The following is a 12,809-nucleotide window of genomic DNA, read 5'->3' on the forward strand; positions in this document are numbered from 1 at the left end:
GGCGCCGGTGCGGCGGCGGCAGGGGCTGGCTTGGGCGCATGGCGCGGTGCCGCCACTGCAGGCTTTGCAGGCTCAGGTTTGGGGATTGCAGCGGGTGCCGGTGCATCGGGCAAGACGCCCTTGATGATCGGGGTCTGCTTGTTGGTCGGCTCCTGCGAGCGGCGCGTCACCGACGTCGGATCTTCTATTTCCTCAGCCATTTTGTAGCTGGCTTCAATATTGTCCAGGCGCGGATCGTCGTGCTTGAGGCGCTCCAGCTTGTAGTTCGGGGTTTCCAGCGTCTTGTTGGGCACCATCAGCACGTTGATGCGCTGCTTCAACTCGATCTTGGCAATCTCGGTGCGCTTTTCATTGAGCAGGAAGGAGGCGACCTCGACCGGCACCTGGCACAGCACCGAGGCCGTGTTGTCTTTCAGGGATTCTTCCTGGATGATGCGCAAAATTTGCAGCGCACTGGATTCGGTGTCGCGGATGTGGCCAGCGCCGCCGCAACGCGGGCAGGGGATGGAGGCGCCTTCCGAGAGTGCCGGGCGCAGGCGCTGGCGGCTCATTTCCATCAGGCCAAATTTGCTGATGGTGCCGAACTGGACGCGGGCGCGGTCTTGCCGCAGTGCATCGCGCAGGCGGTTTTCGACGTCGCGGCGGTTGCGGCTTTCTTCCATGTCGATAAAGTCGATCACGATCAGGCCGCCCAAATCGCGCAGGCGCATCTGGCGTGCCACTTCGTCGGCGGCTTCCAGGTTCGTGCGGGTGGCCGTTTCTTCGATGTCACCACCCTTGATGGCACGGGCCGAGTTGACGTCCACTGACACCAGCGCTTCGGTATGGTCAATCACGATGGCGCCGCCACTGGGCAACTGCACGGTGCGGGCGTAGGCCGATTCGATCTGGTGTTCGATCTGGAAACGGCTGAACAGTGGTGCGTCGTCGCGGTAGCGCTTGACGCGGGCGGCGTGTTCCGGCATCACGTGCGCCATGAACTGCTGGGCCTGCTCGTACACATCGTCGGTGTCGATCAGGATGTCGCCGATGTCGTTGTTGAAATAGTCACGAATAGCGCGGATGACGAGACTGGATTCCTGATAAATCAGGTAGGCGCCCTTGCCGCCCTTGGCGGCGCCGTCAATGGCGGTCCACAGCTTGAGCAGGTAGTTCAGGTCCCATTGCAGTTCCGGCGCGCTGCGGCCAATGCCGGCGGTGCGCGCAATGATGCTCATGCCATTGGGATACTCAAGCTGGTCCAGCGCTTCCTTCAGTTCGGCACGGTCCTCGCCTTCGATCCGGCGCGAGACACCGCCACCGCGCGGGTTGTTGGGCATCAGCACCACGTAGCGACCGGCCAGCGAGACGAAAGTGGTCAGCGCGGCACCTTTGTTGCCGCGTTCTTCTTTTTCCACTTGCACCAGCAGTTCCTGGCCTTCGCGGATGGCATCCTGGATGCGGGCTTGGCTGACGGCCACGCCTTGCTGGAAATATTGCCTGGAGATTTCCTTGAACGGCAAGAAGCCGTGGCGGTCTTCACCGTAGTCAACAAAGCAGGCTTCCAGCGACGGCTCGACGCGGGTGACGACGGCCTTGTAGATGTTGCCCTTGCGCTGTTCGCGCCCTTCGATTTCAATTTCGTAGTCGAGGAGTTTTTGTCCGTCGACGATGGCCAGGCGGCGTTCTTCAGCCTGCGTGGCGTTTATCAGCATCCGTTTCATGGGTAGCATCCTTCAATTCAAATAACCAACATGCTCTTGACGAGCTTTAGATACCAGAACTGACGCTTTGAAGTGAGGAGGAATTGCCGGAGAACCGGGACTTAAATGATAAGTCTTGGCGTAGGCGCGTGGAGGGATGCGAGGGGTTTGGGTTGTGGAAACGCTATTAAATTAATAGCTGGTTGCGCCCGTTTGACGGGGGCCGATGGCCGATCCATGCCGAAAAACGGGACGTAAACGCACCGTTGGCATATTTGAATCAGGCTCATCAACACAAACATCTCGCTTCATTCCGTTCACAGACAGACTGTCTATGAACTTGGGGTATTCCGTATCAGTGTTTCAACGCGTCGTCGTGACCGTATGTTTAGCAGGCCACCCCAAGCATCTGGCTTGCGGTTTGCGTGCACAACATCCGGCGGCATCGACCTACTAGTGGGGCTGGTGATGGTGGGTGGACTAAACTCCATCCAAACTGCGAGTTAACCTTCAGTTAAATCAACCACTTACAGCGCATCGCTAGTGAAACACATTATAGGGGGCAATCCAGTCCCGCCGCTGCCCCAGGTCAAAACGGTCCTCGTCGATGAAGATTCCGCGGGCCAACGCCTGGACAATTTTCTGATGCGCCAGCTCAAGGGCGTGCCCAAAACCCACGTTTACCGCATCATCCGCAGTGGTGAGGTCCGGGTCAACAAAGGCCGGGCGTCGGCTGATTCACGCGTGGCGGCGGGTGACATCGTGCGCCTGCCACCGGTGCGGGTTTCCGAGCGGATGGCTGAAAAGACGCAAGCCATGGCCGACAACGTGGCGCGTGGCGCACCGGCGCGTGAGTTTGCGATTCTGTTTGAAGATGAGCATGTGCTTGCGATTGACAAACCGGCGGGCGTGGCGGTTCATGGCGGTTCGGGCGTGAGTTTTGGCGTGATCGAACAATTGCGCATGGCCAGGCCGCAGGCCAAATTTCTGGAACTGGTGCACCGGCTGGACCGGGACACCAGCGGCATTTTGCTGATTGCCAAGAAAAGAAGCGCCTTGACCAACCTGCAAGACCAGTTTCGCGAGCGCGAAACCGGCAAGACTTATCTGGCGCTGGTCGCTGGTCGCTGGCCGTCCAACAAAAAAGTGCTGGACAAACCGCTGCATAAATATCTGTTGCCGGACGGCGAGCGGCGTGTCAAGGTGGTGTCCCGGGACGACCCCAACGGCATGCCTTCCGTCACCCTGGTGAAAGTTCGGGAAACGACCGCCACCGGCTTTACCTTGCTCGAAGTCACCATCAAGACCGGGCGCACCCATCAGATCCGCGTCCATCTCGCCAGCGAAGGCTTTCCCATTGCCGGAGACGACAAATACGGCGACTTTGAGTTGAACAAGACCTTGCTGCGGGCTGGAAAATTGCCCGCTCTCAAGCGCATGTTCCTGCATGCCTGGCGCTTGCAGTTCAACCACCCGGCCAGCGGCGAGCGTGTGGAGCTGCTGGCCCCTTTACCCTCTGACCTTGAAGCGTTTGCGACCCATGCTGCACCCTCTCCCTCCTGACAAGCCAACCTCGCGCCAGTTTGATTTGATCGCCTTTGACTGGGATGGCACGCTGTTCGATTCCACCTCCATCATCACGCGCTGCATTCAAAACGCGGTGCGCGACGTCGGCGGTATCGTGCCGAGCGACCGGGATGCGGCTTACGTGATCGGCATGGGCTTGATGCAGGCGCTAGCGCATGCCGCGCCCGATGTGCCCGAGGACAAATACCCTGAACTCGGTACGCGTTACCGCCACCATTACATCGCCCACCAGAACGATATCAGCCTGTTTGAAGGTGTTCTGGCCATGCTGACGGATTTGAAATCACGCCAGCATTGGCTGACGGTGGCCACCGGCAAAAGCCGACAAGGTCTGGATGAGACCTTGCAGGCGGTGGAGCTCAAAGGCATGTTTGATGGCTCGCGCACGGCCGATGAGACGGCGGGCAAGCCGCATCCCCGCATGTTGCAGGAGTTGATGCACGAGTTTGGTGTGGCGCCCGCGCGCACGCTGATGATTGGCGACACCACGCATGACTTGCAGATGGCCCTCAACGCCGGGTGCCCCAGTGTGGGTGTGAGTTATGGCGCCCATGATCCCGACGCATTCATGGCCCTGAACCCCCGCTACGTGGCGCATTCAGTGCGCGAACTGCACGACTGGCTGCTGGCCAACGCCTGAAGGGCCAGAACCCCGACATGACGCAAATCATTCCCCTGTGCAACTCGGCCGACCTGGTCAACAGCGCCGAAGCCGTCCCGTTTGACGTGACCTATTGCGGCCAGACCTGCCGTGCTTTTGCCATTCGATACCAGGGCCAGGTGCACGCCTATCTGAACCGTTGCGCCCATGTGCCGATGGAGATGGACTACCAGCCCAACCGTTTTTTTGACTACACCGGTCACTGGCTGATGTGTGCTACGCATGGCGCCACCTATCAGCCGCAAACCGGTGCCTGCCGCGGTGGCCCTTGTCGGGGTGGCTTGATCAAGATTCACCTGTCCGAGTTTGATGGTGTCGTGCACTGGCATACTGCCCACAACCTGAAACCCCTAGAGTTTTGAAATGACCGAACCCCTTATTCCCGAATCATCGCCAGCCGGCCCGGCGCCGGATGTGACCTCAAATCAGGCGGCAGCCCCCGTCAATAGTGCGACATATGCTAGCAAAAACGGAGCAAAAGAGGGCTCGCCTGAGAGTCTGGGCTGGGAGCGCGCCACGCTGGAAAAGCTGGCCTTCGCTTCGCTGAACGAGCAGCGGCTGGCACGCCGCTGGCGCAATTTTGTACGGCTGGCCTGGCTGGCATTTTTCATTCTTATCGCCTGGGGTGTGATCAGTCGCAACGGCGCGACAAAGGATGCATCGACGCCCCACACGGCGGTGGTGGATATCAAGGGTGAAATAGCGTCGGGTGCAGAAGCCAGCGCCGAACTGGTGGTGGCCGCCTTGCGCGGAGCGTTTGAAGACGACGGCGCCCAGGCGGTGGTGCTGTTGATCAACTCGCCCGGCGGCAGCCCGGTGCAGGCTGGCATCATCAACGACGAGATCAGGCGCCTCAAGGCCAAGCACAAGAAGCCGGTGTATGCCGTGGTCGAAGAGTCCTGTGCGTCGGCTGCCTACTACATCGCGGTGGCGGCTGACAAGATTTTTGTCGACAAGGCCAGCATCGTGGGCAGCATCGGCGTGCTGATGGACGGTTTCGGTTTTACCGGACTGATGGACAAGCTGGGTGTGGAGCGCCGTCTCATGACGGCGGGCGAGAACAAGGGATTTCTGGATCCGTTCAGCCCGCAAACCGAGAAACACCGGGTTTTCGCACAAGCCATGCTGGACCAGATCCACAAGCAGTTCATTGACGCGGTCAAGGCCGGTCGTGGAGCCCGGCTCAAAGAAACTCCGGAAATCTTCAGCGGCTTGTTCTGGAGTGGTCAGCAGGCCATTGAACTGGGGCTGGCGGACCAGTTGGGTAATCTTGACTTCGTGGCGCGTGAGATCGTCAAGGCCGAGGAAATCGTTGACTACACCCGCCGTGACAATGTGGCTGAGCGCTTGGTCAAGCGTTTCGGCGCGTCCATTGGTGCAGGCGCGGTGCACGCCATCCAATCAATTCCTGCGATCCGGTGATCGTCCGCCACGACGAATATTAACGGCCAAGGGCGAACACCGCCGGGGTGGCGTTGTTCAGTGGTGAGGTCTTTTGCCGCCAGTTTTTGATGGTGTCGCTGCGGCAGACGCCGCGTTCGAGGGTAAGCCCGCTGCACACGGCCAGTCGCGTGTTGTGCTGCAGTGTGTGCAGCAGCGACTGCAACATGGCGGCATTGCGATAGGGCGTTTCAATGAACAGTTGGGTCTGCCCGGTTTTCAATGCCAGCGATTCCAGTTCCTTGATGCGCTGGGATCGCTCGGCGCCGTCCTGTGGCAGGTAACCGACAAACGCAAAATTCTGGCCATTGAGCCCGCTGGCGGCCAAGGCCAACAGGAGCGACACCGGGCCGGTCAGCGGAATCACCTCAATCCCCAAGTCGTGGGCCGCGCGCACCACCGATGAACCTGGGTCGGCCACGGCGGGCATGCCGGCTTCGCTGACCAGCCCCACGTCATGTCCTTCCAGCGCCGGAGCCAGCAGATGACGCGCGTCAAAGTTGCCGGTGTGATCGCCTTTCTTATGCACTTCGCGTGGCAGTTCCTGAATGTGCAGGGTCTGAATCGTGCTGCTCAGCGGGGTGATTTCATTGACGCGTTTCAGGTAAGCGCGCGCTGATTTGGCGTTTTCGCAGACCCAATACTGCAGCTGTGCCGCCACGGTCAGCGTGCCCCAGGGCATGGTGTTTTGAAGGTTGACCTCGCTGTCGCAGCCGAAATCCAGCGGGGCGGGCACCAGGTAGAGGCGGCCCTTGGGACGCTGTGCCGTGTTGGTGGGTGTCGTGCTCATGCTCATAACACCCTGACGCCGGCGGCCTGAATCATCCGGCTGGTGCGAATCAGCGGCAGGCCCACCAGCGCAGTCGGGTCGTCGTTGTCGATGGACTCCAGCAAGGCAATGCCCAGACCTTCGCTTTTGGCGCTGCCCGCGCAGTCGTAAGGGGTCTCCGCCCGCAGGTAGCTTTCGATCTCAAAGTCCGACAGTTCGCGAAACTTCACTTTGACCTGGGCCAGGTCCATTTGCGCAAATCCGGTTTCAAGGCAGACCACCGCCACCGCCGTCTGGAAAATCACGGTCTTGCCACGCATCTGTTGTAACTGTGCCGTGGCGCGAGCGTGGTTGCCCGGCTTGCCGAGGGCTTGACCGTCCAGATCCGCCACCTGGTCCGAGCCGATCACCACACGGGACGGGAATTGCGCGGCCACGGCGCGGGCCTTGGCCATGGCCAGCCGGCATGCCAGTTGCATCGGCGTCTCGGAAGCCTTCGCGGATTCATCGACATCGGGGGCTGCGACTTCAAACGGAATGCGCAGGCGCTCCAGAAGTTCACGGCGGTAGGGCGAGGTAGAGCCCAGGACGAGTTTTCGGTAGGTAGGTTCAGACATGCCGTGATTCTCTTACACTGCGTGCATGAAACATGAGTCCCCCCCCTCCCATCTGGATGTCAAGGCGTTTGCGCAGGCTGCAAGCGAGATCGCCGGACATGATTTGCTATCGAAATACGAGCGCCTGATGAAGGAAACGCAAGGGCTAGGGGCTGAACGACCACTCAACTGGTCGGCGCGTGGCGAGTTGCGGACCGATGAAGCGGGCGCCGAGCAGGTTTGGTTGCATTTGACGGTGGACACCAGTTTGCCTTTGACCTGCCAGCGCTGCATGGGTCCGGTGGATCTTGCGGTGGTCGTGAATCGATCGTTTCGCTTTGTTGATAGCGAAGAAGCGGCCGAGGCGCAGGATGACGAGGCTGAGGAAGATGTGCTGGCCTTGAGTCAGGAATTCAAACTCACCGACCTGATCGAAGATGAGGTGCTGATGGCCTTGCCCTTGGTCCCTCGCCATGAAGAGTGTCCGGTCGAGGTCAAACTGGCGGTGGCGGACCCGGGTTTTGAGGCTGCGTCCGCTGAAAAGCGCAATCCTTTCGCGGTGTTGGCCAAGCTGCAAGGGGATAAATCTTCCTAAGACGTCCAGGTGCGCTATAATTGTGGGCTTCACGCGAGTTGAGAAGTCGCGTGTTCCACTAACCCAAGATGTTGCGGTCTTCGCAACGTACACGTCAAGGAGCAGATCATGGCTGTCCAACAGAACAAAAAATCACCTTCCAAGCGCGGTATGCACCGTTCGCACAATGCGCTGGTTGTGCCGGGTATCGCGGTTGAGTCCACCACGGGCGAAACCCACCTGCGTCACCATATCAGCCCCAACGGCTTTTACCGTGGCCGCCAAGTGCTCAAGACCAAGTCTGAAGCCTGATAGTTTTCATTAAGCCAAGGCCCGAGGCTACCGTGTTTGTAGCGTCGGGCCTTTGTTTTTATGCGCCCGGTATCCGGTTGCCATTTGCCTGCTCGCACTAGTTCCCCATGATCACTATCGCTGTCGACTGCATGGGAGGCGACCACGGACCGCGCGTCACGCTTCCTGCCTGCCGTCATTTTCTGGATCAACACGCCGATGTGCAGCTGCTTCTGGTGGGGCTGCCGGACAGTCTGAGCGAGTTTTCTCATGCACGCGCCAAAATCGTCGCCGCCAGTGAGGTTGTCGGCATGGACGATCCGCTCGAAGTGGCACTTCGGCGAAAAAAAGACTCTTCCATGCGCGTGGCCATCCAGCAGGTCAAGGACGGTACGGCGCAAGCGGCCGTGTCGGCCGGCAATACGGCCGCGCTGATGGCTATTTCGCGCTACCTGCTCAAAACCCTTGACGGCATTGATCGGCCCGCCATTGCCGGACAAATCCCCAATGCCAAGGGCGAAGCCACCACGGTGCTGGATATGGGCGCCAATGTCGATTGTTCAGCCGAGCATTTGCTGCAGTTCGCAATGATGGGCTCCGCCCTGGTGTCCGTTCTGAGTGGCAATGACAATCCCACAGTGGGTTTGCTCAATATTGGCGAAGAAGCCATTAAAGGCAACGAAGTTATTAAAAAAGCCGGTGAATTGCTGCGATCTGCTTCTAAAGCCGGTGACTTGAATTTTTATGGCAATGTCGAGGGCAACGATATTTTCAAAGGAACCGCCGACATCGTCGTGTGTGACGGTTTTGTTGGCAATGTGGCCCTGAAAGCCAGCGAAGGCTTGGCGACCATGATTGTCGATTTTTTGAAAATCGAGTTCTCTCGCAATATTTTTACGAAATTGGCGGCAATTGCGGCTTATCCCATCATATCTGCTCTTAAAAATCGGATGGATCATCGTCGTTACAATGGCGGCGCCTTGCTCGGCCTGCGCGGCCTGGTTTTCAAGAGCCATGGTTCAGCCGACGAACTGGCGTTTGAGTACGCTTTGAAGCGGGCGTATGATGCAGCCCGAAACAACTTGCTTGACCGAGTTCAAGTCCGGATTGCTCACGCTGCGCCTTTGTTGGTTGCTATTGATTCATCCGTACAGCCCAACGCGGTCGCACTCGCCTGATCAATGACACTTTATTCACGCATCACCGGTACCGGCAGCTATCTTCCCCCCCATCGACTGACCAACGCCGATCTGGCGGCAGAGCTCGCCGCGCAGGGGGTTGAAACCTCGGACGACTGGATTGTTGAACGCACCGGCATCCGGGCCCGCCATTTTGCGGCGCCGGATGTGTGCAGCAGTGATTTGGGCCTCGAGGCCGCGCGCCGCGCTTTGCAGGCCGCAGAGGTGGATGCCAAAGATATTGACCTGATCATCGTCGGCACCTCCACGCCCGACATGGTGTTCCCCTCGACGGCTTGCATTTTGCAGAACAAGCTGGGCGCCAACGGCTGCGCGGCGTTCGACGTGCAGGCCGTGTGCAGCGGTTTTATCTACGCGTTGAGCATTGCCGACGCGATGATCAAGACCGGCGCTGCCAAGAAGGCGCTGGTGATTGGCGCAGAAGTCTTTTCCCGCATTCTCGATTTCAAGGACCGGACCACCTGCGTGCTGTTCGGTGATGGCGCGGGCGCCGTGGTGCTGGAAGCGTCCGACACCCCCGGTATCCTCGCCAGCGACCTGCATGCGGATGGCAAGCATGTTGGCATTCTGTGTGTGCCGGGCCATGTGTCTGGCGGCAATGTGCTGGGCAAACCGCTGCTGAAAATGGATGGCCAGGCGGTGTTCAAGCTGGCCGTGGGCTTGCTGGACGGCGCTGCTCGCACCACACTGGCGAAGGCGGGCAAGACAGCGGCTGATATTGACTGGCTGGTTCCGCACCAGGCCAATATTCGCATCATGCAGAGCACCGCCAGGAAGCTCAAGCTGTCGATGGACAAGGTCATCGTCACGGTGGACCAGCACGGCAATACCTCTGCCGCTTCCATTCCCCTGGCGCTGGATGCCGCGGTGCGCAGTGGCAAGGTCAAACCCGGTGAATTGCTCCTGCTCGAAGGTGTGGGCGGCGGTTTCACCTGGGGCGCGGTGCTATTGCAACTGTAGCTTTTAATACATGTGCAGCAAGGGCTGCGGCTTGATTTAAACCGTAATTTTGACAAATACAGCATGAAACCTTTTGCCTTCGTTTTTCCGGGTCAGGGATCCCAGTCTGTCGGCATGCTGGACGCCTGGGGCGATCATCCGGTGGTGCTTGAGGCACTCCAGGAGGCCTCTGATGCCCTGGGAGAAGACCTTGCCAAGCTCATCAAAGGCGGCCCCAAGGAAGCATTGGCCTTGACCACGAATACCCAGCCGGTGATGCTGGTGGCCGCAGTGGCAGCGTACCGTGTCTGGATGGCCGAGACCGGTGTTGCGCCGTCCGCGGTCGCTGGCCATTCGCTGGGTGAATATTCGGCCCTGGTGGCGGCCGGCGTGTTGACGCTGGCCCAAGCCACGCCGCTGGTTCGCTTCCGGGCCCAGGCCATGCAGCAGGCGGTGCCGGTGGGCGTTGGCGCCATGGCCGCCATTTTGGGCATGGAGGCTACCAAAGTAATAGCGGGTTGCGCCGAGGTGACAAGGGGATTTGGCGAAGATTCGGCGGAGGTGGTGGAAGCCGTCAACTTCAATGATCCCGCTCAAACCGTCATTGCCGGCAGCAAGACAGCGGTCGAAAAAGCCTGTGAAGTGTTGAAGGCCAACGGCGCCAAGCGCGCTTTGCCACTGCCGGTGTCGGCCCCTTTCCATTCGAGCTTGATGAAACCGGCGGCTGACCGACTCCGGGAAAAACTGGAATCGGTCGAGTTTTCTCCACCCCAGATTGTGTTGATCAACAATATCGACGTCGCGGTCGAGGTCGATGCCGACCGCATTCGCGACGCGCTGTACCGTCAGGCGTTCGGGCCGGTGCGTTGGGTCGAGTGCGTGCAAGCGATCAAGGCGCGGGGTCTGACCGCCATCGTGGAGTGCGGCCCCGGCAAGGTGCTGGCGGGCATGGTCAAACGCATTGACCCGGAATTGAGCGGCATGGCGCTGCTGGACCCGGCCAGTCTGGCCGATGTGAAAACCGTACTGTTGGGTGCTGAGCATGAGTGACGTGATATTTGAAGGACAGGTCGCCCTGGTGACCGGTGCATCGCGCGGTATTGGCGCTGCCATTGCCCTGGCGCTGGCGCAGCGCGGGCTAAGGGTCATTGGCACGGCCACGACCGACGACGGCGCGGCAAAAATCGGGCAGACGCTGTCGGCGTTCCCTGGCTGCAGCGGCAAGACTTTGAATGTCAACGATGCGCCGGCCGCCGAGGCCTTGATTGGCGCCATTGTCAAAGAACATGGCGGACTGCAGGTGCTGGTGAACAACGCCGGCATCACGCGTGACAACCTGGCCATGCGCATGAAGGACGACGAGTGGGATGCCGTGCTCGACACCAACCTCAAGGCGGTGTTTCGCATGAGTCGCGCCGTGATGCGCACCATGATGAAGCAACGCTATGGCCGCATCATCAGCATCACGTCCGTGGTGGGGGCCTCGGGCAACGCGGGGCAGGCCAACTATGCCGCTGCCAAGGCGGGGGTGGCGGGCATGACCCGCGCGCTGGCGCGCGAACTGGGCTCGCGCAACATCACGGTCAATTGCGTGGCGCCGGGTTTTATCGAAACCGACATGACCGCCGGCCTGCCGGAAGATCAGCACAAAGCATTGTTGAGCCAAATCCCGTTGGGGCAGCTGGGCAAGCCATCGGACATCGCCCACGCGGTGGCCTATCTGGCGTCCCCGCAAGCGTCCTATGTGACGGGGCAGGAGTTGCACGTCAACGGTGGCATGTTCATGAATTAGTCGGTTGAGGGCGGAGCAGGTTTATTGCGCGCAAGCTGCGAGCTGTCCCGCAAAGTCTTTAGTTGGCCATAAAAATCAAGCCGATTTATCCGTTCGGCAGCTGGATTGGGGAATCGCCCCGAAGCCCGGCTAAAATCACGGATTCATTTACAACCCTCTGAGGGAACCCATGAGCGATATCGAAGCACGCGTTAAAAAAATTATTGCCGAACAACTCGGTGTGGAAGAGTCACAGGTCACCAATGAAAAAGCCTTTGTCGCCGATCTGGGCGCAGATTCGCTCGATACGGTGGAACTGGTGATGGCACTGGAAGATGAGTTTGGAATTGAAATTCCGGATGAAGACGCCGAAAAAATCACGACCGTGCAAAACGCGATCGATTACGCCAATACGCACAAGAAATCGTAAGGGTCTGGTGTGTGCGACGCGCCCAAGCGTCCACGCCCTGACTTCGGCTGACTGTGACGGACTGCGCTGGCAAAAAATAGCATAGGGCTCCAGTCCACAAGCCTGGTTTCAGGCCGCTCCAGGCGGCTTTCTTTAGATCAACTACTGACTGCAAATTCCTATGTCCCGTCGTCGCGTTGTCGTAACAGGTTTGGGTTGTATCAGCCCCGTGGGTAACACAGTGGCTGATGCCTGGGTCAACCTGCTTGCCGGGAAATCCGGTATCGATCTGATCACGAAGTTTGATGCATCAAGCTTCGCCTGCAAAATCGCGGGTGAAATCAAGGGCTTTGATCTGGGGGCCTATATCGGTCCCAAAGAGGCGCGCACGATGGACGCCTTCATTCACTTCGGTATTGCAGCGGCCAGCCAGGCGGTTGCCGATGCAGGCCTGCCCACGCTGGATGCGCTGGGTGATGAACTGTCTACCCGTATCGGTTGTTTGATTGGCTCTGGCATTGGCGGCTTGCCAATGATTGAAGAGATGCACACCGAGTTCGTCAATCGGGGCGCGCGTCGTATTTCCCCATTTTTTGTGCCGTCCACGATTGTCAACATGATTGCCGGTCACGTGGCGATCCGCTATGGTTTTAAAGGGCCCAATATGGCCATCGTGTCGGCTTGCACCACCGGGTTGCACTGCATTGGTGAAGCCGGCCGCATGATCGAATACGGTGACGCTGATGTCATGGTGGCCGGGGGCTCCGAGGCCACTGTGTCGCCTCTGGGTATTGGCGGTTTTGCGGCCATGCGGGCCTTGAGTACGCGCAACGATGACCCTCAGACGGCCTCGCGCCCGTGGGACAAGGACCGCGATGGCTTTGTGTTGGG

General features: G+C 59.4%; 15 protein-coding genes. 12 read left to right on the forward strand and 3 right to left on the reverse strand.

Annotated elements, in window-relative coordinates:
• Positions 1 to 1,703 (reverse strand): Rne/Rng family ribonuclease (locus tag B3V69_RS03920; protein WP_296443992.1); only part of this gene is annotated, 1,703 nt, incomplete at its 3' end.
• A gap of 522 nt (positions 1,704 to 2,225) precedes the next feature.
• Between B3V69_RS03920 and B3V69_RS03925 the strand changes: the two genes are divergently transcribed.
• Genes B3V69_RS03925 through B3V69_RS03940 form a run of 4 tightly spaced genes read left to right on the forward strand, consistent with a single transcriptional unit; the run spans position 2,226 to position 5,352 of the window.
• The gene (locus tag B3V69_RS03925; RefSeq protein WP_296443994.1) at positions 2,226 to 3,245 is read left to right on the forward strand and encodes an RluA family pseudouridine synthase; all 1,020 of its coding nucleotides are present in this window, start codon (positions 2,226 to 2,228) and stop codon (positions 3,243 to 3,245) included.
• On the forward strand, positions 3,223 to 3,909 hold the full coding sequence (locus B3V69_RS03930) for an HAD family hydrolase (RefSeq protein ID WP_296443996.1): 687 nt from the start codon (positions 3,223 to 3,225) through the stop codon (positions 3,907 to 3,909). Before B3V69_RS03925 ends, B3V69_RS03930 begins: the two co-directional genes overlap by 23 nt.
• A gap of 17 nt (positions 3,910 to 3,926) precedes the next feature.
• A complete protein-coding gene (locus B3V69_RS03935) occupies positions 3,927 to 4,292 on the forward strand; it encodes a Rieske (2Fe-2S) protein (protein ID WP_296443998.1) in 366 nt (121 codons plus the stop codon).
• 1 nt (position 4,293) lies between these two features.
• Positions 4,294 to 5,352 carry a S49 family peptidase gene (locus tag B3V69_RS03940; RefSeq protein WP_296444000.1) on the forward strand — a complete coding sequence of 353 codons (1,059 nt, stop codon included), beginning with the start codon at positions 4,294 to 4,296 and terminating at the stop codon, positions 5,350 to 5,352.
• 19 nt (positions 5,353 to 5,371) lie between these two features.
• Here B3V69_RS03940 and B3V69_RS03945 read toward each other — a convergent pair whose 3' ends face one another.
• Complete coding sequence (locus B3V69_RS03945; RefSeq protein WP_296444002.1) at positions 5,372 to 6,160, reverse strand: SAM-dependent methyltransferase; 789 nt, start codon at positions 6,158 to 6,160, stop codon at positions 5,372 to 5,374.
• Positions 6,161 to 6,162: 2 nt separating this feature from the next.
• Positions 6,163 to 6,756, reverse strand: a complete 594-nt coding sequence (locus tag B3V69_RS03950; protein WP_296444005.1) for a Maf family nucleotide pyrophosphatase — start codon at positions 6,754 to 6,756, stop codon at positions 6,163 to 6,165.
• Between the two features lie 25 nt (positions 6,757 to 6,781).
• Here B3V69_RS03950 and B3V69_RS03955 point away from each other — a divergent pair, with 25 nt between their 5' ends.
• The 8 genes from B3V69_RS03955 to B3V69_RS03990 all read left to right on the forward strand — a co-directional run.
• Complete coding sequence (locus tag B3V69_RS03955; RefSeq protein WP_296444007.1) at positions 6,782 to 7,330, forward strand: YceD family protein; 549 nt, start codon at positions 6,782 to 6,784, stop codon at positions 7,328 to 7,330.
• A 108-nt stretch (positions 7,331 to 7,438) separates the two neighbouring features.
• Positions 7,439 to 7,621 carry a 50S ribosomal protein L32 gene (gene rpmF, locus B3V69_RS03960; protein ID WP_114973162.1) on the forward strand — a complete coding sequence of 61 codons (183 nt, stop codon included), beginning with the start codon at positions 7,439 to 7,441 and terminating at the stop codon, positions 7,619 to 7,621.
• Between the two features lie 107 nt (positions 7,622 to 7,728).
• Complete coding sequence (gene plsX, locus B3V69_RS03965) at positions 7,729 to 8,778, forward strand: phosphate acyltransferase PlsX (RefSeq protein ID WP_296444012.1); 1,050 nt, start codon at positions 7,729 to 7,731, stop codon at positions 8,776 to 8,778.
• 3 nt (positions 8,779 to 8,781) lie between these two features.
• Positions 8,782 to 9,759, forward strand: a complete 978-nt coding sequence (locus B3V69_RS03970; RefSeq protein WP_296444015.1) for a beta-ketoacyl-ACP synthase III — start codon at positions 8,782 to 8,784, stop codon at positions 9,757 to 9,759.
• A 63-nt stretch (positions 9,760 to 9,822) separates the two neighbouring features.
• Positions 9,823 to 10,788 carry an ACP S-malonyltransferase gene (fabD, locus tag B3V69_RS03975; protein WP_296444016.1) on the forward strand — a complete coding sequence of 322 codons (966 nt, stop codon included), beginning with the start codon at positions 9,823 to 9,825 and terminating at the stop codon, positions 10,786 to 10,788.
• On the forward strand, positions 10,781 to 11,530 hold the full coding sequence (gene fabG, locus B3V69_RS03980) for a 3-oxoacyl-ACP reductase FabG (protein ID WP_296444018.1): 750 nt from the start codon (positions 10,781 to 10,783) through the stop codon (positions 11,528 to 11,530). Before fabD ends, fabG begins: the two co-directional genes overlap by 8 nt.
• A 169-nt stretch (positions 11,531 to 11,699) precedes the next feature.
• Positions 11,700 to 11,939, forward strand: a complete 240-nt coding sequence (gene acpP, locus B3V69_RS03985; protein WP_296444020.1) for an acyl carrier protein — start codon at positions 11,700 to 11,702, stop codon at positions 11,937 to 11,939.
• 160 nt (positions 11,940 to 12,099) lie between these two features.
• A partial coding sequence (locus tag B3V69_RS03990; protein WP_296444022.1) for a beta-ketoacyl synthase N-terminal-like domain-containing protein occupies positions 12,100 to 12,809 on the forward strand: 710 nt, incomplete at its 3' end.

This window comes from Rhodoferax sp. UBA5149 (genome assembly GCF_002413825.1).
GTDB lineage: Bacteria > Pseudomonadota > Gammaproteobacteria > Burkholderiales > Burkholderiaceae_C > Rhodoferax.